Raw genomic sequence first — 26,810 nt, 5'->3', positions numbered from 1 at the left:
TCTTTGGAGGCCTCACATCCGTCTCAGCCGTTCCACCGCCATCAAAATCCGTTCCGGCGTCGCCGGCGTATCGAGGCGAGGGCACTCGCGGTAGTCGGCGACACTGGCGACCGCCATCGATAGAGCCTCCAGCACGGAGATCGGCAGCATGAAGGGCGGTTCCCCGACCGCCTTCGATCGCCCGATGGTTTTCTCGGCATTCTCCGACCACTCGGCGAGCCGCACATTAAAGATTTTCGGCCGGTCCGAGGCGAGCGGAATCTTGTAGGTCGAGGGCGCGTGCGTCCTCAAGCGGCCCTTTTCATCCCACCAGAGCTCTTCCGTCGTCAGCCAGCCCATGCCCTGGACAAAGCCGCCTTCGATCTGGCCGAGGTCGATCGCCGGATTGAGCGAGCGGCCGACATCGTGCAGCACGTCGACGCGGTCGATAAGGTATTCCCCCGTCAGCGTGTCGATCGAGACCTCGGAGACGGCGGCGCCGTAGGCGAAATAGTAGAATGGCGTGCCGCGCCCCGTCGCGCGATCCCAGTGGATCTTCGGCGTCTTGTAGAAGCCGGCGGCGGAGAGCTGAATGCGCGCCGTGTAAGCCTGGCGGATGAAATCCGGGAAGGGCACGAGCTCCTCACCGATCTTCACATGATTCGCCACGAAAGTGACGTGTTCGGGGGTGGTTTGCCAGCGCTCGGCGGCGAAGGCGACGAGACGGTCCTTGATCTGGCGGGCCGCATCGAAGGCGGCCATGCCGTTGAGGTCTGAGCCCGACGACGCCGCGGTCGCCGACGTGTTCGGCACCTTGCCGGTCGTCGTCGCGGTGATCTTCACCCGGTCGATATCGATCTGGAAGCTGTCGGCGAGGACCTGGGCCACCTTGGTATACAGGCCCTGTCCCATCTCGGTGCCGCCATGATTGAGGTGGACGGAGCCATCCTGATAGATATGCACCAGCGCGCCCGCCTGGTTGAAGGCGGTCATGGTGAAAGAGATTCCGAACTTGACGGGCGTCAGCGCGATGCCCTTCCGGATCACCCGGCTCGACTTGTTGAAATCGATGATCGCCGCGCGGCGCGCCTGGTAATCGGCGCTGGCCTCCAGCTCGCCGACGATCCGATGGATGATATTGTCCTCGATCTTCTGGTGGTAGGGCGTGACATCGCGACCGGACCCTTTCTCTCCGTAGAAATTGAGCTTGCGGATTTCGAGCGGATCCTTGCCGAGGGCGTAGGCGATCTCCTCGATAATCCGCTCGGCGCCGACCATGCCCTGCGGTCCCCCGAAGCCGCGATAGGCGGTGTTGGAAACCGTGTTGGTTTTCAGCGGCTGCGAGGTCAGCTTCACATGCGGGTAGGAATAGGAGCTGTCGGCATGGAAGAGCGCCCGATCGGTCACCGGGCCCGAGAGATCGGAGGAGTAGCCGCAACGGGCGGCATAGTTCGCATGGACGGCATGGATGCGCCCTTCGTCGTCAAAGCCGACATCATAGTCGACGAGGAAATCGTGGCGCTTGCCGGTCGCCATCATGTCGTCGTCGCGATCCGGGCGGAATTTCACGGCGCGGCGAAGCTTTCGCGCGGCGACGGCGGCAAGCGCCGCGAACTGGTTGCCCTGCGTCTCCTTGCCGCCAAAGCCGCCGCCCATGCGGCGCACGTTCACCGTAACGGCGTTGGACGGCACGCCCAGCACATGCGCGACCATGTGCTGGATTTCGCTTGGATGCTGCGTCGAGGACCAGACGGTCATCTCGTCGTCTTCTCCGGGGATGGCGAGGGCTATGTGCCCTTCCAGATAGAAGTGCTCCTGGCCGCCAATCCGCATCTGCCCCTTCAGCCGGCGCGGCGCTCGTTCCAGTTCTCCTTCCGCGTCGCCGCGCTGGAGCGTCAGCGGCTGCGTCACGAGTTCGCCGCCCTGGACCATGGCGTCGGCTACATCGATCAGATGCGGCAGGTCGCGGTACGTGATCTTGGCGAGCCGCGCGGCGCGACGCGCAATCTCGCGCGTTTCCGCGATCACGGCGAAGGCCGGTTGGCCATGGAACTGCACGCGGCCGTCGGCCAGCACCGGCTCGTCGTGCAGGTGGCTCGGGCTGATGTCGTTGGAATGCGGCATGTCGCTTGCGCTCAGCACGCAGACAACACCGGGCAACGCGGCAACGGCGGAGAGGTCCATCTCCAGGATTTCCGCATGAGCGCGATCGGTGAGGCCCAACGCGCCATGCAGCGTGCCGGCGGGCTCGGGCATGTCGTCGATATAATCGGCCGTCCCCGCGACGTGCTTGTGGGCGCTGTCGTGGCGGAGCCGCGTGTGCATCGGGCCAGAAATGGTGGTCTGCTCTTCGAAGGTGGACTTATCCATCTCGTCGATTCCTTTCGAAGAAAGCGCCCCTCATCCGGCCTGCCGGCCACCTTCTCCCCGTTCCGACGGGGAGAAGGGACTTTGCCGCGCCGCCCTTGTCCCCTCGCCCCGCGAGCGGGGAGAGGGTTAGGGTGAGGGGCAATCCCAACCTACCAACGTCGAGACAGGCGCTCATGCCACATCCTCGAACCGCTGGAGTTGAACAGTCTCGCCCGTGCTTTCCAGGAAAAAGCGCATTAGCAGGTTCTTTGCCGCCAGCATGCGATAGGCGCTCGTGGCGCGCCAGTCGGTGATCGGCTGGTAGTCGCTCTCGAGAGCCGCTTGCGCCGCATGAATGGTCTCCTCGCTCCAGGGCTGGCCGATGAGGGCCGCCTCGACGGCCTTCGCCCGCTTCGGCGTTGCGGCCATGCCGCCGAAGGCGACGAGGGCGGTGCGGACGCGGTTGTCTTCGTCAAGCGAGACTCGGAAGGCGCCGAGGAGGGCGGAGATATCCTCGTCGCGGCGCTTGGAGACCTTGTAGGCGGCGAAGTGATCGCCTTCGGGCAATGTGGGAACGAAGATGCTTTCGACGAATTCGCCCGGCTTGCGATCCTGCTTGCCGTAGGCGATGAAAAAGTCCTCGAGCGGCATCGTGCGGGCGCCGTTCTTCGATCGCAGGCTGACCGATGCGCCGAGCACGATCAGCGGTGGCGGGCTGTCGCCGATCGGCGAGCCATTGGCGATGTTGCCGCCGATCGTGCCCATGTTGCGGACCTGTTCGCCACCGATGCGATCGATGAGTTGGCCGAAGGCTGGGTAGGCTTTGGATAGGGCATCGAACGCGGCGGTGTAGCTGACGCCGGCGCCAATCGTCAGACCCACTTCCGTGCGCTCGATCCGCTGGAGTTCGGCGATGCCGTTGATGAACACCGCCGGATTGAGCGGTCGCATCTGCTTCGTCACCCAGAGGCCGACATCGGTTGCGCCTGCGACGATCGTCGCGGTCGGATGTTCGTCGAGCACCGTTGCGAGTCCCGTCGCGTCCGCCGGCACGATCAGACAGTCCTCGCCCTTGCGGATCACGATCGTTTCCGTGGAACGGAGCGCTTTCAACCGTGCGGTGACCGCTTCCCGCGTACGGGTGATCGGATCGAATATCGCCGATGGGCGTTCCCGCGCTGCGGCTTCAGCCGCCCGCACGATCGGCTCATAGCCGGTGCAACGACAGAGATTGCCTTGCAGCGCCTTTTCGATCGCGGCCCGGCTCGGATTTTCATTCGTCAGCCACAGGCCATAGAGCGACATGACGAAGCCCGGCGTGCAGAAGCCGCATTGCGAACCGTGGAAATCGACCATCGCCTGCTGCACCGGATGGAGCGTGCCGTCCTGGGCCGCGAGGTGCTCGACGCTCACGATATGCGTCGCGTTCAGCGAGCCGACAAAGCGGATGCAGGCGTTGACGCTTTCGTAGACGAGCCTTTCACCGTTCTCGCCATCGTTCGAAAGACGGCCGACCAGAACCGTGCAGGCGCCGCAATCGCCTTCGGCGCAGCCTTCCTTGGTGCCGGTCAGCCGCCGCTCCAGCCTCAGATAGTCGAGCAGGGTTGCGGTCGGCGAGACGTCCGAAAGGGCGACTTCGGTGTCGTTCAGGATGAAGCGGATGCTATCGGATGCCTGTGCCATGCCAATCATTCCGTGGCTGCTGCATGTTCCCATAACCGTAGACGATATATGGATAAAAACATGCAGCAATTCAAAGTGCTACAGGTGCTTCATGCGTCTGACAAGAAGCGCGGTGCTGTCGGTGGAGCGGGATGCTTATGGAAACCGCTCATACGTTCACTTAGGCCGCTCTACTGCGCGGTCCAGCCGCCATCCATCGAGACATGCGTGCCGGTGATCTGTGCGGCATCGTCGCTTGCAAGATAGAGCGCCAGCGATGCCACTTGCTCGACCGTTATGAATTTCTTGGTCGGCTGGCCCTTGAGCATCACGTCGTTAACCACCTGCGCCTCCGTGATGCCGCGCGTCCTCGCCTGGTCCGGGATCTGCTTCTCGACGAGCGGCGTCAGCACGTAGCCGGGGCAGATCGAGTTCGCGGTGATGCCGTTTTCCGCGACCTCCAGCGCAACCGTCTTCGTGAGGCCCATGATACCGTGCTTGGCCGCGACATAGGCGGACTTGAACGGCGAGGCGACGAGCCCGTGCGCGGAGGCGATATTGATGATCCGCCCCCAGCCTTTCTTCTTCATGCCCGGCAGCGCGGCGCGGATGGTGTGGAAGGACGACGAGAGATTGATGGCGATGATGCGGTCCCATTGCTCGACCGGAAAGTCTTCGACCTTCTCGACATGTTGCACGCCGGCATTGTTGACGAGGATATCGACGCCGCCGAAGCGCGCCGCAGCGGTCGCCATCAGATCGGCGATCTCGTCGGGCTTCGTCATGTCCGCGGGATGATAGATGACCGTGCCGCTTCCGAGCCCGGCGACGTCGTCCGTCACCGCCCTGATCTCGTCCGGCGCACCGAAGCCATTCAGCACGATATTTGCGCCGGTCTTCGCGAAAGCCTTGGCAATCGCCAGACCGATGCCGCTCGTCGAACCTGTTATGACCGCAGTTTTCGTCATTTCGTTCTCTCCCTCGCGCTGCCGCTCTTTGCGCCGGTCGAAGCGGATCGCGGGCGAAACTCGCCGCGCTGTTCGTCCTTCCGCCGTCGCTTCGGTTTTGCGCTGCAACAGTGTCAACCTACGCGGAAAAATGCACGAGTGACAATTGTGTTTTTCGGATTGCCAACGCAGATTTGACGCCGTTGGAGGAGCGGCGGGATTGCGTTTCGTTTTCGTTTGACATTCGTTTTTCCGTCGTATTGAAGTTTTTCGAATGTCGTCGTTGAGGAAGGCGCGACGTCGAATTAGGCCGGGGAGGGGCGCATGGGCGAATATATTCTCGCGATCGATCAGGGCACGACATCGAGCCGGGCGATCGTTTTCGACCGCAAGCAGAAGGTCGCTGGCGTCGGCCAGAAGGAATTCAAGCAGCATTTCCCGAAATCGGGCTGGGTCGAGCACGACCCGGAGGAAATCTGGCAAACGGTTCTCTTTACCGTCAAGGAGGCGATCGAAAAGGCCGGCATCTCGGCGAGCGAGATCGCCGCAATCGGCATAACGAACCAGCGCGAGACGGTGGTCGTGTGGGAGCGCGAGACCGGCAAACCGATCCACAATGCGATCGTCTGGCAGGACCGCCGCACGGCGCCCTTCTGTGAAAAGCTGAAGAAGAAGGGACTGGAAAAGACCTTTGCGAAAAAGACCGGCCTGCTGCTTGATCCCTATTTCTCCGGCACGAAGCTCAGCTGGCTGCTTTCGAACGTGAAGGGGGCGCATGCGCGCGCGGCAAAGGGCGAGCTTTGCTTCGGCACGATCGACACCTTCCTCATCTGGCGGCTTACCGGCGGCAAGTCCTTCGCCACGGACGCGACCAACGCATCGCGCACGCTCCTCTACAACATCGCCGACAATGCCTGGGACGACGAACTGCTCGATATCCTGCGCGTTCCGCGGGCGATGCTGCCGGAGGTCAAGGATTGCGCCGCCGATTTCGGCGTGACCGATGCAGCGCTCTTCGGGGCGGCGATCCCGATCCTCGGCGTTGCGGGCGACCAGCAGGCGGCGACGATCGGTCAGGCATGCTTTACGCCCGGCATGCTGAAATCGACCTACGGCACCGGCTGCTTTGCGCTGCTCAACACCGGCAAGGACATCGTCCGTTCGAAGAACCGCCTGCTTACCACCATCGCCTATCGCCTCAACGGTGAGACCACCTATGCGCTCGAGGGTTCGATCTTCGTTGCCGGCGCGGCCGTGCAATGGCTGCGCGACGGCCTCAAGGTGATCAAGGCGGCTCCGGACACTGGCACGCTCGCCGAAAGCGCCGATCCCTCGCAGGACGTCTATCTCGTGCCTGCCTTTACCGGCCTCGGCGCGCCGCACTGGGACCCGGACGCGCGCGGCGCGATTTTCGGCATGACCCGCAACACGGGCCCGGCGGAGTTTGCCCGGGCGGCGCTCGAAGCCGTCTGCTATCAGACCCGCGATCTGCTCGAGGCCATGCACAAGGACTGGCGTAACGGCGGCAAGGATACGGTGCTGCGCGTCGACGGCGGCATGGTCGCGTCCGACTGGACGATGCAGCGCCTCTCCGACCTGCTCGACGCGCCGGTCGATCGCCCCGTGATTCTCGAGACAACGGCGCTTGGTGTTGCCTGGCTTGCCGGAAGTCGCGCCGGCATCTGGCCAAGCCAGAAGGAGTTCGCCAGCTCCTGGGCGCGCGACCGGCGCTTTGAGCCCAAGATGGACGAGGCGACACGCAAGGGGAAGCTCAAGGGCTGGCGCAGCGCCGTCAAGCGGACGCTGATCGCGGCTTAGAGCAACGTCGCGATCCGACCGAATCGCGGCTGCCCATGCGCAGGCTGATACCCCTCTGCCCGACAGGGCAGAGGGGTATCAGCCGCAGTATTTTACCACTGTCCAAATCATCGATATCGATAATATTCGAAAGCATAGCTGGCGGGATATGTGCCCCTGCGCGCCGCGCACTCTCTGGGCGATTGACCCAGCACAACGGGGGCTTTATGTCCCCGACCACTTTTGTAGGAAGATCATCAACCGACTCCAGGATCGGCTTGACTAACGCATAGCTTGATGGCTATATATTCATCAATAGCCAACGGGGTATGGATCCCAAAATGTCGAACGCGCACGATGTGCTCTTCAGGACGCTTGCCGATCCGACTCGGCGGGCGCTCTTTGAGCGATTATGCCGTGAGGGGGAAAGGACAGTCGGGGCTCTGACGGCGCAGGCCGGCGTGTCGCAACCGGTCGTCTCAAAGCATCTCGGGCTCCTGAAGGAAGCGGGTTTGGTTCGCGACCGCCACGAAGGTCGCCACACGTACTACAGCGCCCAACTCGGCGCTCTTGCTCCGCTGGTCGATTGGACAAGCCAGATGGCCGGTTTCTGGCAAAGCCGCTTCGACGACCTCGAAGACCTACTGAAAAGGATGGACCAATGAACGAAACGTCGCCCGAAACCCGCTCCGTCGTGATCGAACGCGAGTTCCCTCATCCGCCGGAAAAGATCTGGCGTGCGCTCACCCAACCGCACCTGGTCGAGGAGTGGCTGATGAAGAACGATTTCAAACCTCTCGTGGGTCACCGTTTCAATCTTCGCGGAGACTGGGGCGGAGTATTGGACTGCGAGGTCCTCGCCGTAGAGCCGAACAAAAGGCTGACCTACACCTGGAATTTCGCCCACGACGATGCCGCCTACGATCTGAGGAGCGTGGTGACTTTCACTCTCATCCCGACGAGCACGGGGACCCAGCTGCGCATGGAGCAGTCGGGCTTCCGGCCGGAACAGCGGCAGGCCTACGGAGGCGCCAAAGCGGGATGGCAGCAGTTCCTTGCCAATCTGGAGCGCGTCTTGGCGCAAATGGATTGAAGTCCGCCAGCATCGTCCAAAATGGGCCAATCGCCCCCCGGTTCACTGCATTAATGGGAGGTCTCAATGAATTGGAATGTGTGGATTCGGCAAATCCACCGCTGGTTGTCGATCGTCTTCACGGTGACTGTGATCGCCAACTTCGTCGCCATGGCACTGGGGGAGCCTCCCGCATGGGTGGTCTATTCGCCATTGCTCCCGCTCTTCCTGCTGCTGTTTACTGGCCTCTACATGTTCATGTTGCCGTACATTGCGAAGCCGCGTGGTCGACCCGCTGATGCGATGAAGTGAGCACAATGGCAGCTAGACGCGCCGGCTTCCAGGTCGGCCCGTGGCTCCACAGTGGAAACGATGCGTTTCCCGAACGGCCATTTGCGGCTTGACAGGATGCCAACTATTTCTGTGCGAACAGCAACAGGAAGGCATCATGGAACTCGGGCTTTATACATTCGCGGACGTGGATCCGAATGCGATCGACAAGGGTGCCGAAGGACGGCGGCGCCTCGCCAACCTTCTTGAGGAAATAGAGCTTGCCGATCAGGTCGGGCTCGACGTCTTCGGCCTCGGCGAGCATCACCGCCCGGACTACGCCGCGTCAGCGCCGGCCGTAATCCTGGCGGCCGCCGCCTCGCGCACCAGCAGGATCCGGTTGAGCAGCGCCGTGACGGTACTGAGCTCGGACGATCCGGTGCGGGTCTTCCAGCAGTTTTCGACACTCGACCTTCTCTCCAACGGCCGCGCCGAGATCATGGCGGGCCGAGGTTCCTTCATCGAGTCCTTCCCGCTCTTTGGCCAGTCGCTCGACGACTACGACCAGCTCTTCTCCGAAAAGCTGGATCTGCTGCTGGCGATCCGGGAGGGCGAAAAGGTTACCTGGTCAGGTAAGTTGCGTCCGCCGATCGACGACCGCGGCGTCTATCCGCGTCCGCTGCAGAATCCGCTGCCGCTCTGGATTGCCGTCGGCGGTACGCCGCAGTCGGTCGCGCGGGCCGGCGCGCTCGGCTTGCCGATGGCGCTTGCGATCATTGGCGGCGAGCCCCGCCGTTTCGCGCCGCTCTTCGACCTCTTTCGCGAGGCGGCGCGCCGGGCCGGGCGGGACGTCGCGAAACTGAAGACGAGCATCAACGTTCACGGCTTCATCGCCGACACGACGGAAAAGGCGGCTGACCAGTTCTACGGACCGCAGGCGGAGGTAATGAACCGCATCGGCCGAGAGCGCGGCTGGGGGCCGACGAACCGCGCCCACTTCGACCAGGCGCGCAGCCCGACCGGCAATCTTTTCCTCGGCGATCCCGAGACGGTGGCGGAAAAGATCGTTGCGCATCAAAAACTCTTCCGCAACGATCGCTTCCTCCTGCAGATGGCGATCGGCCCGATGCCGCACGATCAGATCATGCGTGGCATCGAGCTTTACGGCACCAAGGTCGCGCCGCTGGTCCGGGAGAGGCTGGCGGAGGAACGCCGATCGCAGCCTGCCGGCGCCTGAGCCTCCGTGGTCTCGGCACTGGCATATGCCGGGTCGGCACGCTACATGTGGCCGCGAAAGCGAGACACCATGACCCTCAACAACGACGAAGATCTTGAGCGGCTGAAGGAAATCGGCCGCATTTGCGCCAATGCGCTTCAGACCATGACCGCGGCCCTCGAACCCGGCATCACCACGGCGGAACTCGACGCGATCGGCCGCAAGGTACTGGAGGATGCGGGCGCGCGTTCGGCGCCGGAGCTTTGCTACAAGTTCCCCGGCGCGACCTGCATCAGCGTCAACGAGGAAGTCGCCCACGGCATCCCCGGCGCCCGCGTGATCCGCGCCGGCGATCTCGTCAATATCGACGTTTCGGCCGAGAAGGACGGGATCTTTGCCGATACGGCAGCTTCCTTTCCGGTGCCTCCGGTGACCGCGGCAATCGACCGGCTTTGCCGCGACGGCAAGCGCGCGATGTGGGTCGGTTTGAAGCAGGTACGCCCTGGTCAATCCTTGGCGGCGATCGGCAATGCCATTGGCGATTTTGCTCGCAAGAACCGCTATTCGCTCGTCACCAATCTTGCAAGCCACGGCATCGGCCGATCGCTGCATGAGGAGCCGGGCGAGATCGCCACTTGGCCGGACCCGTCCGAGCGGCGGCACATGACCGATGGCATGGTCTTCACGGTCGAGCCGTTCCTGTCGATGGGCGCCCACTGGGCGGAAGGCGGAGACGACGACTGGACGCTCTACAGCGAACCGCGGGCGCCGACCGTGCAGTATGAACATACCGTCGTCGTCACGCGCAGCGGGCCGCTGGTCGTGACGCTGCCGGGGTGACGCACACCCCGATCCGGTGGATCATTCGATTTCGTCAACAGGACGTTCAAATATAGTCATTTGTCGTTTTCTTGCTGCGGTGCAATAAGACGACCATGAGCACGCTTCACAAATTGCCGGACCGCGACCATGTCCCTTCGAAGCAAGCCGGTGCCGGCCTTCATAAGGCAGGGCACCCGGCAAGCAAAGAGTCTCTCGCGCATCCCGCCTCGGGCGGCAATCTCGCGGCAACGGCGATCGCCGGTGCCATCGCCATGGCGGTCGCCATGGGATTCGGCCGGTTTTCCTACACGCCGATCCTGCCGGCGATGATGGCGGATGCGGGGCTCTCGCCACGAGATGCCGGACTGATCGCGTCGGCGAACTTCGTTGGCTATCTCGCCGGCGCCGTGCTTGCGGCCTATGGCTGGGCTCATGGTCGCGAACGGGCGATCGGCCTCGCTGCACTCGTGGCGACGACGCTGCTGCTCGCCGCCATGGGGGTGACGACCTCCGTGCTCGCTTACTCCGTCATTCGTTTCCTCGCCGGTCTTGCCAGCGCCTTTGCGATGATCTTCATCTCAGGGATCGTGCTGGGAGAGGGGCTGCGCGCCAGATCGGAGCATGTACCGTCGGTGCATTTCGGCGGCGTCGGCCTCGGCATCGCCCTTTCCTCGATCTGTGTCTGGGCCGCGCCGCTCGCTTCAGCCGGTTTTTCCACGTCGCAGGCCGACTGGTTCACCGGTGCGCTCGTCGCGCTTGTAGGCACAGTCGTCGTGGCTGCGCTGCTGCCGCGCGGTCGTCATGCCGCGAGCGGGGGTGAACGCGAAGGGCCGCTGACGTGGACGCGGCCGTTGACGGCCATGACGCTTACCTACGGCTTCTTCGGCTTCGGCTATGTGATCACCGCCACGTTTCTTGTCGCCATGGCCCGTGATGCCAGCGGCGGCCACAGCGTCGAATTCCTCGCTTGGCTGCTGACGGGTGCAAGCGCCGCGGTCTCGGTTTATCTCTGGCGCTTCGCGGTGCCGCGCTTCGGGCTCGCGGGCGTTTACGCCATCGGCCTGCTGGTGGAGGCCGCGGGGCTGGTTCTGACCGTCTCGTTGCCCTTGCCCTTCGCGCCGCTCGTAGGCGGCCTGATGCTTGGCGCCACCTTCATGATGATCACCGCCTATGGCCTGCAGATCGGCCGGCGGCTTGCGCCACAAAGCCCGCGCCGGGCGCTTGCCCTGATGACGGCAGCCTTTGGCATCGGCCAGATCGTCGGGCCTCTCGTCGCCGGCTGGCTTGCCGAACAAACCGGCGATTTTACCTTGCCGACACTCGTGGCAGCCGTGGTTCTGTTTTGCTGCGGAAGCGTGGTCGTTATCGAGTTGCGCAAGATCAGCGCCGCCCTGGATCGTTGATTTCCAAGGTCATCCGGCCGATCTGCAGGAAAAATTTGAACGCGCGCAGCTTGATGAATAACAGTAACATTCACATTACCTAATTGTTGCCTAGGGCGAATTGCCCTAGTTTCGGCACATCAGGGGGCAAGTCATTGTCCCTCCTCAGAAGCGAGAGTGCCGCACCTTGTTCCAATCCTTTTTCCCTCAGCCGAAGCAATTCTTCATTTCCGTCGTCGCCTGGTCACTGTTAGCCATTGCCTTCTGGTATGGCTGGGGCGAGAGCCTGGGCGCCGTATTCGGCCTTCCCCCGTTGTCGGTTGATGCGCCGCCGATCGTCGGCATTTCGGCGTTCTGGTCGCCGGCCTTTGTGTGGTTCTATATCTACTTCGGCATCGTCGTCGGGCTCTTCACGGCGTTCTGGTATGTCTATTCCCCGCATCGCTGGCAGACCTGGTCCATCCTGGGCTCGGCGCTGATCCTTTTCGTCACCTATTTCCAGGTTCAGGTCAGTGTCGCGATCAACAACTGGTACGGCCCGTTCTGGGATCTGGTGCAGGCCGCGGTCTCCAAGTCGGCCACCGTGACCGCTGAGCAGTTCTATGGCGAAATCGGCACATTCCTGGCGATTGCGATGGTCGCCGTCGCCGTTGCAGTCATGACGCGGTTCTTCGTCAGCCATTACATCTTCCGCTGGCGCACGGCGATGAACGAATACTATATGGCCAATTGGGGCAGGCTTCGCCACATCGAAGGTGCCTCGCAGCGCGTCCAGGAAGACACGATGCGTTTCTCGACCACTGTCGAGGGGCTTGGTGTCAGCCTGATCGACAGCGTCATGACGCTGATCGCGTTCACGCCGGTGCTGATCCGACTATCAGCCAATGTCACCGAGCTTCCGATCGTCGGCATCATTCCCTATCCGCTGGTAACGGCCGCCGTACTCTGGTCGCTGTTCGGCACCGTGTTCCTGGCTCTCGTCGGCATCAAGCTGCCGGGGCTGGAATTCCGCAATCAGCGGGTGGAAGCCGCCTACCGCAAGGAACTCGTCTATGGCGAGGATCACGCCGACCGCGCCCAACCGCCGGCGGTCGCCGATCTGTTCGACAATGTTCGCCGGAACTATTTCCGGCTTTACTTCCATTATCTCTATTTCAATATCGCCCGCATCTTCTACCTGCAGATCAACAACATCTTTTCGTTGCTGATCCTGGCTCCGTCGATCATCGCGGGCCGGATTTCGCTCGGTGCCTTGAACCAGATTTCCGGCGCATTCGGGCAGGTAACGTCCTCGTTCCAGTACCTCGTCAACTCGTGGCCGACGATCGTCGAGCTTCTCTCGATCTACAAGCGCCTGCGTGCCTTCGAGTCGATCCTCGACGAGGAGCCGCTGCCGCAGATCGACCAGCAGTTCATCGAGGCTGGCGGCAAGGAAGAGCTGGCGCTTTAAGAGGCGGGCATCAGAAGGCGGAGCGATCCGCCTTCTTTTTTGCGCTCTCGATGAGGGGAAGCGCTTCCGCGTAGCTGACGCAGGCGACATCCGGCTTGACGCAGGTCTCTGTCAGGAAGCGGTCGAGCGCGCGCCAATAGGCGCCGCCATTCATCTCGACGAAATGGAAGCCGAGCTGAAGCGGCACACGGCCGCCGTCATATTCCTTACGGAAGGCATCGCGGTAGGCCGCAAGCGTACGTTCTTCGAAAACGGAGCTCTTCTTCTTGTTCTCGACGCCCATCGAATGGCGGACGAAGAGGTTGTAGTCCATGCCGATCACCGGCCGATGCGACGGCCCTTCGGGAATGAGAGGCAGGCCGAAGCGCGGCAAGCCATCCTGCACCGCCGGCCACCCAGGCCCCTTGGTCACAAGGCTTGCGTCATAGGTGAAGCCGAATGTCTTCAATGCTGGCAGCAGGCCGTCGCTCAACGAAAGGTAGGGCGCGCGGAAGCCCTTGACGTCGTTGGTCGCAAAGTCGGCCCAGCCTTGCGGCTCGGCCTCTGCCCTGTCGGCCTTCTTCCAGGCATCGACAAGTGCCTCCCGGGACGCCGTAAATTCCCGCGTCCAATCGGTCTTGCTCCAGCCCTTGCCGTCGAAATGGCCGCAGGCATGGCTGCCGATATCGTGCCCATCGAGATGGGCCTGCCAGATATGGCCGGCGCGCGTCGCGATCTCCTCGCGGCTTTGCGCGAAGCCGACATTGGAGCGTCCCGCCTTCTGGCCCGGTGCCTTGTAGATCTGTTTGCCGTCCGCTCTCGTCATCAGAAATGTGCAGGACAAGAAATAGGTGAAGTGGGCGCCGGTGCGCTTGGCCATGGCGAGGCTCTTCTCCCACAGCGCGTTGTCGTGCGCGCCGTCGAAGGAGACGATAATGAGCTGCTTGTTCGCTGTGGGGTCGGGCGCCGGCAGCGGCTCGGCCGTGGCGAGGGCGGGATAAAGGCAAAGGGAGAGAGCAAGGATCTGGCGCGTCATTCGGGAGGCATCTTGGGAGAATCAGTAAAGGATTTGTTCGTGCCGTCCCTTCTTGAGGATTGCGGCAATCCTTTGATCCATCTGGAAATTCGCGAGCGATATCGCTATGGCTTGGTAAACAAATGAATAATTTCGATCGGTGAAACATGGCGCTTCTCATACTGGGCATTGTGATCTTCTTTGGCATCCACCTCGTTCGAAGCTTCGCACCGGGCGTGCGCAAGGCGGTGATCGAGCGGAAGGGTGTTGGAACCTGGCATGCGATCCACGGCATTTCGGCGGTCGTTGGCCTCGCCCTTATCGCCTTCGGTTTCGACCAGGCGCGCTCGACCACCGGCATTCTCTACACGCCGCCGGTCTTTCTCACCCATATCGCCCTGACGCTGATGCTGATCGCCTGCATCTGTCTCGCCGCGGCCTTCCTGCCCGCCGGCAAGATCCGTGTCGCAACGAAACATCCGGCCATCCTCGCCATCAAGATCTGGGCGTTTGCCCATTTGCTTGCCAATGGCGAGACCTCGTCCGTCCTGCTTTTCGGTGCCTTCCTGGCCTGGGGCGTCGTTCTCCGCATTTCCATGAAGAAGCGCTGGCGAGCCGGCGAGATCAGTTATCCCACCGTTGCTTCCTATCGCTATGATGTCGGCGCAATCCTCCTCGGTGCCGTACTCTTCGTCGCGATTGTCTGGAAGCTGCACGAACTGGTGATCGGCGTGGCACCCATCGCCATCGGCTAAATGATCTTCTCCCCCTTACAAGCGGCGCAAAATCGGGTAGAAGGCGCAAAATTCTCAGCATGAAGGCCGGGCAGCCGGAACACAGGGACATGGCGAACCAAGACGACAGTTTTATCCGCGAGGTCAATGAAGAACTCCGTTCGGACCAGATGAAAGCCATCTGGATGCGCTTCGGCGGCCTGATCGTCGCGCTCGCCGCCTTGATCGTGCTCGGCACCGTCGGTAAGGTCGGTTACGACTATTGGCAGGAAACATCCTCGTCACAGTCGGGAGACGCCTTCCTCGCCGCGCTCAATCTCGCCCGGGATAACAAGTCGGACGAGGCCCTCGCGGCGCTCACGGCTTTGGAAAAGGACGGCTACGGCTCCTATCCGGTGCTGGCCCGGCTGCGGTCGGCGACCCTTCAGGCGCAGAAGGGCGAGACCGAGGCGGCGATCACTGCCTTTTCCGAAATCGGCAAGGATACGCGCATTCCGCCGGCGCTGCGTGACGCCGCGCGCCTGCGCGCCGCCTATCTGCTCGTTGACCACGGAACCTATGAGCAGGTGTCGTCGGAGGTCGAACAACTGGCCGTTCCGCAAAACACGATGCGCCATTCCGCCCGGGAAGCGCTTGGCCTCGCGGCCTACAAGGCCGGCGACTTCGCCAAGGCGAAAAGCTGGTTCCAGCAGATCACCGACGACACCGAGAGCCCGCGCGGGGTCGTGGGCCGTGCGCAGATGCTGCTTGATGTGATCGCGGCGAGCGGAAAAGCCTAGCGCATCGGCCCGAAAATCGGACCCGATTTTCGGAAAGCACGATGCGTAGACTCAAAGAGTTACAGCGTCCTTTGTGCGTCCTAAAGGATGCACGGCGCTGTAAGAGCGGAAACGGAATTTCGAGATGAGTTTTACCGTCGCCATCGTCGGGCGCCCCAATGTCGGCAAGTCCACCTTGTTCAACCGTCTGGTTGGCAAGAAGCTGGCGCTTGTCGACGATACGCCGGGGGTGACCCGTGACCGGCGCCCCGGCGACGCGAAGCTCGTCGACCTCAAGTTTCGCATCATCGATACGGCCGGCCTCGAACAATCGGCGCCCGAAAGCCTGCAGGGGCGGATGTGGGCGCAGACCGAGGCGGCGATCGACGAGGCCGATCTCTCGCTGTTCGTGATCGATGCAAAGGCGGGATTGACCCCGGCGGACGAAACGCTCGCCGAGATGCTGCGCCGTCGCGGCAAGCCCGTTATCGTCGTCGCCAACAAGGCGGAAGCGCGCGGCTCCGATGGCGGCTTTTACGACGCCTTCACACTCGGCCTCGGCGATCCTTGCCCGATTTCGGCAGAACACGGCGAGGGCATGCTCGACCTGCGCGATGCCATTGTCGCAGCGCTCGGCGAGGAGAGGGCCTTTCCGCCCAGGGAAGACGTGGCGGTGACCGATGTCGACATTCGCCCAACCGCTCCGGGCGAGGGGGCCGAGGACGAGGATGCCGAGCCTGCCTACGACGAGACGAAGCCCCTGCGCGTGGCGATCGTCGGACGGCCGAATGCCGGCAAGTCGACGCTGATCAACCGTTTCCTCGGCGAGGACCGGTTGCTGACCGGGCCTGAGGCGGGCATCACGCGCGACTCGATCTCCGTCGAATGGCAATGGCGCGGCCGCACGATCAAGATGTTCGACACGGCCGGCATGCGCCGCAAGGCCAAGGTCCAGGAGAAGCTTGAAAAGCTCTCGGTCGCCGATGCGCTGAGAGCAATCCGCTTCGCCGAGACCGTGGTTGTCGTCTTCGACGCCACGATCCCTTTCGAGAAGCAGGACCTGCAGATCGTCGATCTGGTCCTGCGCGAGGGGCGGGCGGCTGTGCTCGCTTTCAACAAATGGGACCTTGTCGAGGATTGGCAAGCGGTGCTCGCCGATCTTCGTGAAAAGACCGAGCGCCTCCTGCCGCAGGCGCGCGGCATCCGTGCGGTGCCGATTTCCGGCCATACGGGTTATGGGCTCGACCGGCTAATGCAGGCGATCATCGATACTGACAAGGTCTGGAACCGGCGCATCTCGACGGCCCGGCTCAACCGCTGGCTCGAGTCTCAGCAGGTGCAGCATCCGCCGCCGGCCGTTTCCGGGCGCCGCCTCAAGCTCAAATACATGACGCAGGTAAAGGCCCGCCCGCCGGGCTTCATGATCTCCTGCACGCGTCCCGAGGCGCTGCCGGAATCCTACACCCGCTATCTGATCAACGGGCTTCGCAACGACTTCGACATGCCGGGCGTGCCGATCCGGGTGCATTTCCGCGCGTCGGACAATCCCTACGAATCAAAGGCACGCAAGAAGCGCTGATCGGGAGCCGGCGAGCCTCGCCGGCAACTTGTCCCGCGCAGTCAACGACGCGTGCCGGCCATACGCCCTCGATTTCCGGATCGCGCTCGCGCGGACGCCCGGCGAGTGAATATCACCATCGTCGTTTACTCAAAGAACTCGCAAAGATACATCTGCTTGCAGACAGCCGAAACGAGGAGATTTGCCGATGGCGATAGCATCGAGATCAGCGGACGACTGGTGGCGCGGCGCGGTGATCTATCAGGTCTACCCGCGCTCCTTTCAGGATACTGACGGCGACGGTATCGGCGATCTTCGCGGTGTCACGGGGCGGCTTCCCCATATCGCCTCGCTCGGTGTCGATGCGATCTGGCTGTCGCCCTTCTTCAAGTCACCTCAGGCCGACATGGGCTATGACGTCTCCGACTATTGCGACGTCGATCCCATGTTCGGCACGCTTGCCGATTTCGACGCCATGCTCGCGGAGGCGCATCGCCTCGGGCTGAAGGTGATCATCGACCAGGTGATTTCGCACAGCTCCGATCGTCATCCGTGGTTCCTCGAGAGCCGGTCGAGCAGGACCAATGCCAAGGCCGACTGGTATGTCTGGGCCGACCCGAAACCCGACGGGACGGCGCCGAACAACTGGCTTTCGATCTTCGGCGGCCCGGCCTGGGAATGGGACGGCGTCCGCAGGCAATATTACCTGCACAATTTCCTGTCGTCGCAGCCAGACCTCAACTTCCACAATCCGGAGGTCCAGGAGGCCGTGCTCTCGACCGTCCGCTTCTGGCTCGACCGCGGCGTCGACGGCTTCCGGCTCGATACCGCCAACTACTATTTCCACGACCGGAACCTCAGGGACAATCCGCCGCTCGTTCCAGATCCGGACGCAACGAGCCACGATGCGCCGGATGTCAATCCCTATGGCATGCAGGACCATCTCTACGATAAGACCCAACCGGAGAACGTCGGCTTCCTGCGCCGATTGCGGGCGATGCTCGATGAATACAGCGCTCGCGCAACGGTCGGCGAAGTGGGCGACGGCCGCCGTTCATTGAGGACGGTCGCCGCCTACACCGGTGGCCGCGACAAGCTGCATATGTGCTACACCTTCGATTTTCTCGGCCCCGAACTGACGGCAAGGCATATCCGCCGCTGCGTCGAGAATTTTCAGGCGGTGGTCGCCGACGGTTGGGTTTGCTGGGCCTTTTCCAACCACGATGTGATCCGCCATGTCAGCCGGTTCGCACACAATGAAGCCGAGCGGGAACGGGTGGCCAAGCTCGCGATCTGTCTGCTTGCTGCGTTGCGCGGGTCGATTTGCCTTTACCAGGGAGAGGAACTGGGATTGCCGGAGGCGGAACTTGCTTTCGAGGAACTGCGCGACCCCTACGGAATCCGCTTCTGGCCGGCCTTCAAGGGCCGCGACGGATGCCGTACACCGATGGTATGGGAAAAGGAATTGCCCAATGCGGGCTTCTCCCTCGGGACACCCTGGCTGCCGGTCCGCGACGAACAGCGGTTGCTCGCCGTCGATGCGCAGGAGGGCGTTCCGGGATCGGTGCTGGAGCATTATCGCCGAACCCTCGATTTTCGCCGGACGCAGGAACCGCTGCTCGACGGTGACATGGCGTTTCTCACCTTCGACCAGGACATCCTAGCTTTCACGAGGGAGAAGAATGGCGAACGCATGCTGTTCGTGTTCAACCTCACGCGGGAACCGCAGGAGGTGCGGCTCCCCGCCGATGTGATTGTTCACGAGGCCGTTCCGATGCCCGGCTTCGCACCCGTCTGGCTCGACGACGTCATCGCGCTTTCCGCGCGCGACGTCTTCTGCGGCCGGTTGCGGTGACTGTCAGCCGATCAGCGTGAACGTATCCACATCGACCAGGCCCTTGTCCGAGATCTTCAGGTGCGGGATCACCGGCAATGGCAGGAAGGCGAGTTGGAGGAAGGGCTCCTCCAGCGTCGCGCCGAGAGCGAAGGCGGCTTGGCGCAGGTGATGCAGGGTGTCGCGCACGCGGTCGTAGGGTTCAAGGCTCATGAGGCCCGCGACGGGGAGGGCGATTTCGCCCGTGATGTTGCCGCCGTCGACAACGACGAAGCCGCCCTTGATCTCGCCGAGCCGATTGGCCGCGAGCGCCATGTCCTCCTCGTTAACGCCGACGACGCAGATATTATGGCTGTCATGGCCGACGGTCGAGGCGATCGCCCCCTTCTTCAGTCCAAAACCCTGGACGAAGCCGTTGGCGTGGTTGCGGTTGACGCCGTGACGCTCGATGACGGCCACTTTGATGATGTCCTGGCCGAGGTCCAGCCCCGTCTGGTTACCTTCAGCGGGCAGGTGGAAGCGGCGGTGTTCGGTGATGATCTTGCCGGGCAGGACGCCTATCACCGAGGTCTGGCCTTGCGTGTAGGGAACCGCAAAATCGGCGGCTTTGACTTGGCCAGCCTTGACGCTGTCGAGCCCGACCGGCTCGACTGGCGTGCGCGTCGCGAACAACGCATCCGTTACCCGTCGGCCCGCGGAAAACACGATCTCGGCCTTGCAGTTCTCCAGGCTGTCGATAACGACGAGGTCGGCGCGCCAGCCGGGCGCGACAAGGCCGCGGTCCCTGAGGCCGAAGGCGCGGGCGGCGGAAACCGAGGCAGCGCGATAGATCGCCAGAGGCTCGACGCCGCCGGCGATCGCGGTGCGGATCATGTGATCGAGATGGCCCTGTTCGGCGATATCGAGCGGATTGCGGTCGTCGGTGCAGAGTGCGAGGTAGGGCGACAGCCGCTCGGTGATGATCGGCATCAGGGCATGCAAGTCCTTCGAGACGGAGCCTTCGCGCACGAGAATGTGCATGCCCTTGCGGAGCTTTTCGAGCGCCTCGTCCGCCGTCGTGCACTCGTGATCAGTGCGGATGCCGGTAGCGAGATAGCCGTTCAGCTCCTTGCCGGAGAGAAGCGGCGCATGACCGTCGATGTGGCCCCCCTGGAATGCATCGAGCTTGGCCAGGCAGACGGGATCCTTGTGGACGACGCCGGGAAAATTCATGAACTCGGCGAGCCCGATCACCTTCGGATGGTGGCGGAAGGGCAGCAGGCGCTCGATCGGCAGGTCGGCGCCAGCCGTCTCGAGATGTGTTGCGGGCACGCAGGACGAAAGCTGAACACGGATGTCCATGATCGTTTCCACCGCCGAATCGAGGAAGAACTGGATGCCCTCGGTGCCAAGCACGTTGGCGATTTCGTGCGGATCGCAGATCGCTGTCGTTATGCCGAGCGGTAGCACGCAGCGGTCGAACTCATGCGGGGTGACAAGCGAGGATTCGATATGCAGATGCGTATCGATAAAACCCGGAACGACGATGCGCCCGGCGATGTCGATTTCGTCGCGCCCCTGATAATCGCCGTAAGTGCCGACGATGCGGTCGCCGCAAATGGCGATGTCGGAAGCAATCAGTTCGCCGGTGACGAGATCGAAGAAACGGCCGCCCTTGAGCACGATGTCAGCCGGGGTGCGGCCGACGCCCTGATCGATGATACGTTCCAACCTCTCGGACATGCCCACGCTCCGCTTTCTATATTAATTCATGACAATAACCCTCTCCCCGCTTGCGGGGAAAGGGCTTGAGAAAGCGTGATGCCGAAGCTCAGATGTTATTCTTCAGAACGTCGCGCAGCTTGTCGAACAATTCGTCGATCTGCTGTTTCTGAATGATGAGCGGTGGCGACAAGGCGATGATGTCGCCGGTCGTGCGGATAAGCAGCCCTTTCTCATAGGCCTTCAAGAAGGCGGAGAATGCCCGCTTCGTCGGTTCTCCGGCGATCGGCTCCAGTTCGATTGCGCCGATCAGTCCGATGTTGCGGATGTCGATGACATGCGGGCAGTCCTTGAGCGAATGCAGAGCTTCTTCCCAATAGGACGCGAGCTCGGCGGCCCGCGTGAGCAAGCCTTCCTCCTTGTAGGTATCGAGCGTGCCGAGTGCGGCAGCGGAGGCGATCGGGTTGCCGGAATAGGTGTAGCCGTGGAAGAACTCGATCAGATGCTCCGGCCCGGTCATGAAGGCGTCGTGGATTTCCGAGGTCACGAAGACCGCGCCCATCGGGATCACGCCGTTGGTGATGCCTTTCGCGGTCGTGATGATATCTGGCTTCACGTCGAAATACTGCGCTGCGAAGGGCGTGCCGAGGCGGCCGAAACCGGTGATGACCTCGTCGAAGATCAGGAGGATGCCGTGTTTGGTGCAGATCTCGCGTAGCTTCTGGAGATAGCCCTTCGGTGGGATGAGCACGCCGGTGGAGCCGGCAACGGGCTCGACGATGACGGCGGCGATCGTGGAAGCGTCATGCAAGGTGACGATCCGTTCCAGTTCGGTCGCAAGGTCGGCGCCGTGCTCCGGTTCACCTCGGGTGAAAGCATTCTTTGCCGGGAGATGGGTATGCGGCAGGTGATCGACGCCGGTGAGCAGGGTGCCGAACATCTTGCGATTGGCGACGATGCCGCCGACCGAGATGCCGCCGAAGTTGACGCCATGATAGCCACGCTCGCGGCCGATCAGCCGGAAGCGGGAGCCATTGCCCTTTGCGCGATGATAGGCGAGCGCGACCTTGAGCGCCGTGTCGACCGATTCCGAACCCGAGTTCGTGTAGAGAACATGGTTCATGCCCTCGGGCGCGATGTCCACCAGTCGGTTCGCCAGTTCGAAGGCTTTCGGATGGCCAAGCTGGAAAGCCGGCGCGTAGTCGAGTTCGCCGGCCTGCTCGCGGATCGCTTCGGTGATCTTGGGCCGGCAGTGACCCGCATTGACACACCAGAGGCCGGCTGTTCCATCCAGCACCGTGCGCCCATCATGGGTCGTGTAGTACATGTCTTTGGCGCCGACGAAGAGGCGCGGCTCCTTCTTGAATTGCCGATTTGCCGTGAACGGCATCCAGAAGGCGCGCAGATCGTTCGGCGTTGTGTTCAATCGGTTCGACATGTGCTGTTCTCCTCCGCGAATTCTGACTTGCTGGCGATGCGACTGGATTCTTTTACCCTTTGGTCAAACTATCAGCGCGCCTGATAGCGTCAAGCCTGCGGCTTCTACGGCGCGAGGAGACGACCGGCGTTTTCGGGGCTCGAAAAAATATAAGCCCCGCGCGATTGCTCGTGGGGGCTTCATGACGCGTCCAGCGTGACGGACGTATTGGGAGACTACGCCGATTTGCGGACGAGGACTTTTTCTTCCACGGCATTGCCTTCGCCGTAGATTTCTGCGAGGGCGCCCAAGATCTTCATGACCGCGTCAGAGGAACTCGAATAATAAATCGTCTGGGCGTCACGTCGGGTACTTACCAGATTTTGGGCGCGCAACTTCGAAAGGTGCTGGGAAAGAGCCGACTGGCTCAGCCCGACCTTGTTGGCCAAGGCGCCGACCGCCAGCTCTTCCTTGATGAGAGAGTCAAGGATGAGGAGGCGTTTAGGATTTGCCATGGCCGAAAGGAAACCGGCTGCTATTTCGGCGTCCTCGTGTTTTTCAGGCGGAAGGGGCTGCATTGCGTGCTCCATGCGAAAATTACATCACACGTAGTTATGATTGATGAAGCACGATAATTAGACGTGATGCATGAAAGGGCAACTACCCACTGCGAAAAATGGGGGTAGCTAGGCAGCGGTTAACGGTAAAGTTTTTTCAGAAGCGGCCGCAATTCCATCGTTTCCTGGATCGGTGCTTCGAATTCGAGGCGTTTCAACCGCTCGCCGTCGAAGAGATCGAGGCCGGCCGCGTCGATACCGACGATCTTCCAGTCACCGTCCGGCGCGCGGCAATGGACGGTCGCGTAGTGATTCACGGCGTCGACGTGGTCAGTATTCATGTGTTCGATCGCGCTCTCCTCCATTTCGGCGAGTTCAGCGACGGCGGGCGAGGCTATGGCGAGGTCCTCGGCCGTCAGTGCGTAGGCGCGTCCGAAGCCACCGTTGAGGCTTGCCCTCAATGGGTTCAGCCGGAAGAAGCCGAAATCGGGAAAGTCGACATAGAGCTTTGCCTTGGGATGGCGGCGGACGAAGCGCGCGCGGATGCGGACATGGGCCTCGGAGTCACGTGGGACCTCTTCCGCCTCGCACTGAACGGTGAGGCGCGGGTGGGCGAGCGGATCGCCCTTGCCGGGCTCTCCGGTCAGAAGCGACGCGCGCCGGTCGGCGAGCAGCGCCTGCGTGTGCGTTGCCAGCCGCGAGACGAGAATGACCGGCGCGCCATCGATGTCGATGCCGATCAGCACACGGCTGACGAAGGGGAAGCCGCCACTTTCGGGTTCGATCGCGGCGAGCGAGGCGCTTTTCGCTGAGCGAAGCAACACCCGGGCGAGCTTGCGGGCCTCATCATCGGTTTCGCGCAAAACGTTGGGTTTTTCGCTCATGACCGCCTTCCTTTCGCCGCTTGTCACTCCAGACAAATAATAAAGCCCGAAGCGGTTGCTCCGGGCTTTATTGGCCGTTCGGCGTGTCGCGTCAACTTTTGTTGCGGTGGCGCGTCAGGCCTTCGACAATGTTTTGCGCGTCGATCGTGCCGACCACCGAGCCGTTGTCGACCACGCCGATGCTGCCCGGCTGGCGGGACATTGCATCAAGGATGTCGACGAGGGGAGTCGTCGGTTTCGCCGTCGCCGTCACGCCGGCAATTGTCGCGTCCCGTTCGACGCCGGTGCGCATGACGTCCTTGGCCATCAGCATGGTGATTGGGTTCATATGCTGGACGAAATCGGCGACGTACTGGTTTGCCGGGCTTTTCACAATTTCCTGCGGTGTCCCGCACTGGATGATGCGCCCGCCCTCCATGATGGCGATGCGGTTTCCGATGCGGAAGGCTTCGTCGAGATCGTGGCTTACGAAGATGATCGTCTTCTTCAGCCGCCGTTGGAATTCGAGCAACTCATCCTGCAAGCGGGTGCGGATCAACGGATCGAGCGCCGAGAACGGTTCATCCATCAGCAGGATCGGCGCGCCTGTCGCAAAGGCGCGGGCGAGTCCGACGCGCTGCTGCATGCCGCCCGAAAGCTCGTTGACTTTCCGGTCCGCCCATTTCGTCAGGTTGACCAGATCGAGCTGTTCGCCGACGCGTTTCTTGCGATCTGCCTCAGGCATGCCTGCGAGTTCGAGACCGAAGCCGACATTGTCGGCAACCGTGCGCCAGGGAAGAAGCGCGAACTGCTGAAACACCATGGAGACCGTATGCATGCGGAAGTCGCGCAGCGACTTCGCCGTGCAGCGATAGGGGTTCAGAGAACCGTTTGCCGTTTTGATCTCGACGTCGCCGCGTACCACGGGTGCAAGGCCGTTGACAGCTCTGAGCAGCGTCGACTTGCCGGAACCGGAGAGGCCCATCAGGACCAGGATTTCGCCCTCGTTGATCGTCAGCGAAGCCCCGGCGACGCCGAGCACAAGACCCGTGGCGGCGCCGATCTCGTCGCGGCTCTTTCCCTGGTCGACCATTTGCAGAGCGGTCTGCGGGCTCTTGCCGAAGATGATGTCGACATTCTTGAAAACAACCGCGTCCGTCATGCGCTTTCTCCTTCATCGGACGAGCGGAACAGGCGGTCGAGGATGATCGCGAGGATAACGATGCAAAGACCAGCCTCGAAACCCTTGGCGACATTGACCGAGTTCAAGGCGCGAAGCACCGGAACGCCGAGACCGTTGGCGCCGACGAGCGCGGCGATGACCACCATCGACAGGGAAAGCATGATCGTCTGGGTAAGGCCGGCCATGATCTGCGGCGTCGCAAAGGGCAACTCCACCTTGCGCAATACCTGCCACGGCGTCGCGCCGAAGGATTCGGCCGCCTCAACCAGGGAAGGCGGCGTCGAGATGATGCCGAGGCGCGTGAGCCGGATCGGCGCGGGAATGGCGAAGATGACGGTGGCGATCAGGCCTGGAACCATGCCGAGGCCGAAGAGGATCAGCGCCGGGATGAGATAGACAAAGGTCGGAATCGTCTGCATCAGGTCGAGAATGGGGCGCATGACGGCATAGACCCACGCGCGGCGGGCTGCGGCAATGCCGAGCGGAACGCCGACAGCCATGCTCACGAAGCTTGCCGCGAGAACCAGCGCTAGAGTTTCGGTCGTTTCCTTCCAGTAGCCCTGGTTGACGATCAAGAGAAGCCCAAGACCGGTGAAGAGCGTCACCCCGAGCGAGCGGCGGAACCACCAGGCGAGCGCCGTGACGACCGCGACGACGATGAGCGGATGAGGGGTCTGGAGGATGTAGAGCAGGACGGCCACGACCGCCGACAGGAAATTTGCGAGCTGATCGAAGAACAGTTCGAAATTGGTTGTCAGCCAGTCGACGAACGCTTTGGCCCAGCCTCCGATGGGGATGCGGTATTCAGTCAGAAATTCCACGAGCTTGGATCCCTCTTGTCAGGGTCAAAAACCGGATCGCGCGAAGCGGTGAAAAAAGGCGGGGTGGTACCCCGCCCGCTGCATGTTTCCTCAAACCGGACCGATTGAAGGGTGAAACGTGCAGCACTTCAGGGTGCTACAGCGACCTCTATGCGTGCTGCAGGACACACGGCCCTCTGGTCGATCAGAGACCCAGGGCGGTCTTGACCGCAGCCATTCCGTCGCCGCCGTCCCTGGCGGTCACACCGGCAAGCCAGGGGTCGATTACCGTCGGATTGGCCTTGAGCCATGCCGCCGCAGCTGCCTCCGGCTCTTCGCCGTCGTTCAGGATCTTGCCCATGATCTCGTTTTCCATCTGGAGCGAGAACTTCAGGTTCTTCAGCAGGGCGCCGACGTTCGGGCATTCGGTCGTGTAGCCGGCACGCACATTGGTCAGCACCGTCGCGCCGCCAAAGTTCGGACCAAAGATATCATCGCCGCCCGACAGATAGGTGAGCTTAAAATTGGCGTTCATCGGGTGCGGCTCCCACCCGAGGAAGACGATCGGCTCGCCGTCCTTCTCAGCGCGGGCGACCTGCGCCAGCATGCCTTGCTCGGAGGACTCGACCACCTCGAAACCCTTGAGATCGAAGGTTCCCTTGTCGACCATGTCGATGATCAGACGGTTGCCGTCATTGCCCGGTTCGATACCGTAGATCTTGCCGTCCAGTTCATCCTTGTGTGTGGCGATATCCTTGAAATCCTTGATCCCGAGTTCCGCGCCTTTGGCGTTGGTGGCGAGCGTGTACTTGGCGCCTTCGAGGTTCTCGCGCACGGTTTCGACCGACTTGTCCTCGCGATAGGGCGCGATGTCGGCTTCCATTGTCGGCATCCAGTTGCCGAGGAAGACATCGATGTCCTTGTTCTTCAGCGAGGTATAGGTGACGGGAACCGACAGGACCTTCACGTCAGTCTCGTAGCCGAGGCCCTTGAGTATCGTGGTCACCGTTGCGGTCGTTGCCGTAATGTCCGTCCAGCCGACATCGGAGAAACGGACGGTTCCACAGCTTTCCGGCTCGGCCGCGACGGCATTTCCGGCGGTCAGGGCTGCCATGCAGACGGCACCAGCCAGCATGAATTTGAGAGAGCGTATGCTTGTCATCATTGTCGTTCCCCTGCCTGTATTTATTGTTTTAGCCAAACACCAATGGAGCTTGAATTCAAGCGCCTTGATGCCGAAGGAAGTGTATTGCGTCAATACATTGACGGGATGCACAATGCGACGCCGGATGTCGCAATATCCAAGAAAAGAAAGCCATTTTTCGCCACGCGCTTGCACCGGCGCGCACCAGTTGTCGTCATGCTTCGCCCAGCTACGCGGTTTTGGGGAAACGCGCCGAAGCGAAAATCTGTGGGTCGTGCCGACCCGCTCTGGCCATCGGCCGCAAGCCCCGTCATGAAGCGG

23 protein-coding genes are annotated in these 26,810 nt (G+C 62.1%); 12 read left to right on the top strand and 11 right to left on the bottom strand.

The features are described 5' to 3' along the window. Window positions 1–12 precede the first annotated feature (12 nt). The 3 genes from xdhB to GHK62_RS11070 all read right to left on the bottom strand — a co-directional run bounded on the left by xdhB (window position 13) and on the right by GHK62_RS11070 (window position 4,958). Window positions 13–2,349: a xanthine dehydrogenase molybdopterin binding subunit gene (gene xdhB, locus GHK62_RS11080; protein WP_153439009.1), complete on the bottom strand. Its 2,337-nt coding sequence runs from the start codon at window positions 2,347–2,349 to the stop codon at window positions 13–15. A gap of 171 nt (window positions 2,350–2,520) precedes the next feature. Beyond that, window positions 2,521–4,011 (bottom strand): xanthine dehydrogenase small subunit, encoded by a 1,491-nt coding sequence (gene xdhA / locus GHK62_RS11075; RefSeq protein WP_153439007.1) that lies wholly within the window; start codon window positions 4,009–4,011, stop codon window positions 2,521–2,523. 170 nt (window positions 4,012–4,181) lie between these two features. Further along, window positions 4,182–4,958, bottom strand: a complete 777-nt coding sequence (locus GHK62_RS11070) for a 3-hydroxybutyrate dehydrogenase (RefSeq protein WP_153439005.1) — start codon at window positions 4,956–4,958, stop codon at window positions 4,182–4,184. A gap of 303 nt (window positions 4,959–5,261) precedes the next feature. Between GHK62_RS11070 and glpK the strand changes: the two genes are divergently transcribed. From glpK to sbmA, 8 genes are all read left to right on the top strand, one after another. Beyond that, window positions 5,262–6,755 carry a glycerol kinase GlpK gene (glpK, locus tag GHK62_RS11065; RefSeq protein ID WP_153439003.1) on the top strand — a complete coding sequence of 498 codons (1,494 nt, stop codon included), beginning with the start codon at window positions 5,262–5,264 and terminating at the stop codon, window positions 6,753–6,755. A gap of 320 nt (window positions 6,756–7,075) precedes the next feature. Beyond that, window positions 7,076–7,399 (top strand): ArsR/SmtB family transcription factor, encoded by a 324-nt coding sequence (locus GHK62_RS11060; protein ID WP_153439001.1) that lies wholly within the window; start codon window positions 7,076–7,078, stop codon window positions 7,397–7,399. Then, window positions 7,396–7,827, top strand: coding sequence for an SRPBCC family protein (locus GHK62_RS11055; protein WP_153438999.1), 432 nt, complete (start codon window positions 7,396–7,398; stop codon window positions 7,825–7,827). The genes GHK62_RS11060 and GHK62_RS11055 overlap by 4 nt, the downstream gene beginning before the upstream one ends. Before the next feature lie 66 nt (window positions 7,828–7,893). Next, entirely contained in the window at window positions 7,894–8,118 is a 225-nt protein-coding gene (locus GHK62_RS11050) for a hypothetical protein (RefSeq protein WP_153438997.1), read from the top strand. 136 nt (window positions 8,119–8,254) lie between these two features. Then, window positions 8,255–9,313, top strand: coding sequence for an LLM class flavin-dependent oxidoreductase (locus GHK62_RS11045; RefSeq protein ID WP_153438996.1), 1,059 nt, complete (start codon window positions 8,255–8,257; stop codon window positions 9,311–9,313). A 69-nt stretch (window positions 9,314–9,382) separates the two neighbouring features. After that, the gene (gene map / locus GHK62_RS11040) at window positions 9,383–10,132 is read left to right on the top strand and encodes a type I methionyl aminopeptidase (RefSeq protein WP_153438994.1); all 750 of its coding nucleotides are present in this window, start codon (window positions 9,383–9,385) and stop codon (window positions 10,130–10,132) included. Between the two features lie 254 nt (window positions 10,133–10,386). Beyond that, the gene (locus tag GHK62_RS11035) at window positions 10,387–11,517 is read left to right on the top strand and encodes an MFS transporter (RefSeq protein ID WP_153439163.1); all 1,131 of its coding nucleotides are present in this window, start codon (window positions 10,387–10,389) and stop codon (window positions 11,515–11,517) included. Window positions 11,518–11,683: 166 nt separating this feature from the next. Beyond that, window positions 11,684–12,946: a peptide antibiotic transporter SbmA gene (gene sbmA, locus GHK62_RS11030; RefSeq protein WP_153438992.1), complete on the top strand. Its 1,263-nt coding sequence runs from the start codon at window positions 11,684–11,686 to the stop codon at window positions 12,944–12,946. A 10-nt stretch (window positions 12,947–12,956) separates the two neighbouring features. On the opposite strand, the gene GHK62_RS11025 is transcribed toward sbmA, so the two are convergent. Beyond that, window positions 12,957–13,961, bottom strand: coding sequence for a polysaccharide deacetylase family protein (locus tag GHK62_RS11025; RefSeq protein WP_153438990.1), 1,005 nt, complete (start codon window positions 13,959–13,961; stop codon window positions 12,957–12,959). A 146-nt stretch (window positions 13,962–14,107) separates the two neighbouring features. On the opposite strand from GHK62_RS11025, the gene GHK62_RS11020 reads away from it, so the two are divergent. The 4 genes from GHK62_RS11020 to bglA all read left to right on the top strand — a co-directional run bounded on the left by GHK62_RS11020 (window position 14,108) and on the right by bglA (window position 18,845). Then, a complete protein-coding gene (locus tag GHK62_RS11020; RefSeq protein ID WP_153438988.1) occupies window positions 14,108–14,695 on the top strand; it encodes an NnrU family protein in 588 nt (195 codons plus the stop codon). A gap of 89 nt (window positions 14,696–14,784) precedes the next feature. Continuing rightward, a complete protein-coding gene (locus GHK62_RS11015) occupies window positions 14,785–15,453 on the top strand; it encodes a tetratricopeptide repeat protein (protein ID WP_153438986.1) in 669 nt (222 codons plus the stop codon). Window positions 15,454–15,577: 124 nt separating this feature from the next. Continuing rightward, window positions 15,578–17,011: a ribosome biogenesis GTPase Der gene (gene der / locus GHK62_RS11010; RefSeq protein ID WP_153438984.1), complete on the top strand. Its 1,434-nt coding sequence runs from the start codon at window positions 15,578–15,580 to the stop codon at window positions 17,009–17,011. 187 nt (window positions 17,012–17,198) lie between these two features. Beyond that, window positions 17,199–18,845: a beta-galactosidase BglA gene (gene bglA, locus GHK62_RS11005; RefSeq protein WP_153438982.1), complete on the top strand. Its 1,647-nt coding sequence runs from the start codon at window positions 17,199–17,201 to the stop codon at window positions 18,843–18,845. Window positions 18,846–18,848: 3 nt separating this feature from the next. Here the strand turns inward: bglA and ade are convergent, their stop codons facing one another. The 7 genes from ade to GHK62_RS10970 form a co-directional block, all read right to left on the bottom strand. Then, the gene (gene ade, locus GHK62_RS11000; protein ID WP_153438980.1) at window positions 18,849–20,546 is read right to left on the bottom strand and encodes an adenine deaminase; all 1,698 of its coding nucleotides are present in this window, start codon (window positions 20,544–20,546) and stop codon (window positions 18,849–18,851) included. A gap of 88 nt (window positions 20,547–20,634) precedes the next feature. Then, window positions 20,635–21,963, bottom strand: a complete 1,329-nt coding sequence (gene aptA, locus GHK62_RS10995) for an omega-aminotransferase AptA (RefSeq protein WP_153438978.1) — start codon at window positions 21,961–21,963, stop codon at window positions 20,635–20,637. Window positions 21,964–22,178: 215 nt separating this feature from the next. Continuing rightward, a complete protein-coding gene (locus GHK62_RS10990; protein WP_153438976.1) occupies window positions 22,179–22,520 on the bottom strand; it encodes an ArsR/SmtB family transcription factor in 342 nt (113 codons plus the stop codon). 119 nt (window positions 22,521–22,639) lie between these two features. Then, on the bottom strand, window positions 22,640–23,383 hold the full coding sequence (locus GHK62_RS10985; RefSeq protein ID WP_153438974.1) for a HugZ family pyridoxamine 5'-phosphate oxidase: 744 nt from the start codon (window positions 23,381–23,383) through the stop codon (window positions 22,640–22,642). A gap of 91 nt (window positions 23,384–23,474) precedes the next feature. Beyond that, window positions 23,475–24,524 (bottom strand): choline ABC transporter ATP-binding protein, encoded by a 1,050-nt coding sequence (gene choV / locus GHK62_RS10980; RefSeq protein ID WP_153438972.1) that lies wholly within the window; start codon window positions 24,522–24,524, stop codon window positions 23,475–23,477. After that, complete coding sequence (choW, locus tag GHK62_RS10975; protein WP_184108865.1) at window positions 24,521–25,366, bottom strand: choline ABC transporter permease subunit; 846 nt, start codon at window positions 25,364–25,366, stop codon at window positions 24,521–24,523. Before choW ends, choV begins: the two co-directional genes overlap by 4 nt. A gap of 184 nt (window positions 25,367–25,550) precedes the next feature. Next, a complete protein-coding gene (locus GHK62_RS10970; protein ID WP_153439161.1) occupies window positions 25,551–26,507 on the bottom strand; it encodes a choline ABC transporter substrate-binding protein in 957 nt (318 codons plus the stop codon). Window positions 26,508–26,810 lie beyond the last annotated feature (303 nt).

Source organism: Sinorhizobium terangae (genome assembly GCF_009601505.1).
Lineage (GTDB): Bacteria > Pseudomonadota > Alphaproteobacteria > Rhizobiales > Rhizobiaceae > Sinorhizobium > Sinorhizobium terangae.
Note: the sequence above shows the minus strand (reverse complement) of the source record. Positions and strands in the feature narration are given on the sequence as shown.